Annotated in this window: 1 protein-coding gene; it reads right to left on the bottom strand. The window is 69.4% G+C overall.

Annotated features, from left to right (window positions below; all coding sequences use genetic code 11):
* Positions 1-571: transposase family protein (locus tag ABD209_RS15510; RefSeq protein WP_344067819.1), on the bottom strand; the 571-nt coding region annotated here is incomplete at both ends.

The following is a 571-nucleotide window of genomic DNA, read 5'->3' as shown; positions in this document are numbered from 1 at the left end:
AGTCACGGCCGTCGACGACGCCGATCACCTGCCCGGTGGCCAAGTTGGTGAACGTCGTCATCCACGGCTCGACTCGCCGCCACGTGTCGTGCTCGTCCCTGTACCAGCGGACGGCGCGGAACCGGTGCTCATCAATCCCCAGGGAATACACCAGCGCGGGTCGTGCCGCCGCTCGCTCGGCGTTGGCAGAAGCGGCGCGGGTCAGCTGCCGCATCGCGGTCGGCCACGACACCCCGAGCTCGGCGGCGACCGCATCCACGCAGCGGACCTCCCCAGACAGCGCCGTGACGATCCGTTCCTTGAGCCGGGTCGTCAGCCGCGCGTAGGGCGGGACCTGGTCGGTGTGCTCGGTGAACGTCGCCTTCCCGCAGAGCGATTCGCCGCAACGCCACCGCTTCTTCACCCACCACACCGTCACCTGCCCGTCGAAAGGCACATCCCGAACCCGCTGCATGGTGCGCTGATGCACCCGGGCTGTGACCACCCCACACGACGGGCAGCCCGCCTCGCTGACCAGGGTCTCGATGAACACCTCCCGCCCACCACGCTCGTCGCGGGTAACTGCCAGCAC

Origin of the sequence: Nostocoides vanveenii (assembly GCF_039531165.1) — a bacterium.
GTDB lineage: Bacteria > Actinomycetota > Actinomycetes > Actinomycetales > Dermatophilaceae > Nostocoides_A > Nostocoides_A vanveenii.
The sequence above is the reverse complement of the archived record's forward strand: the minus strand, read 5'-3'. Positions and strand labels throughout refer to the sequence as shown.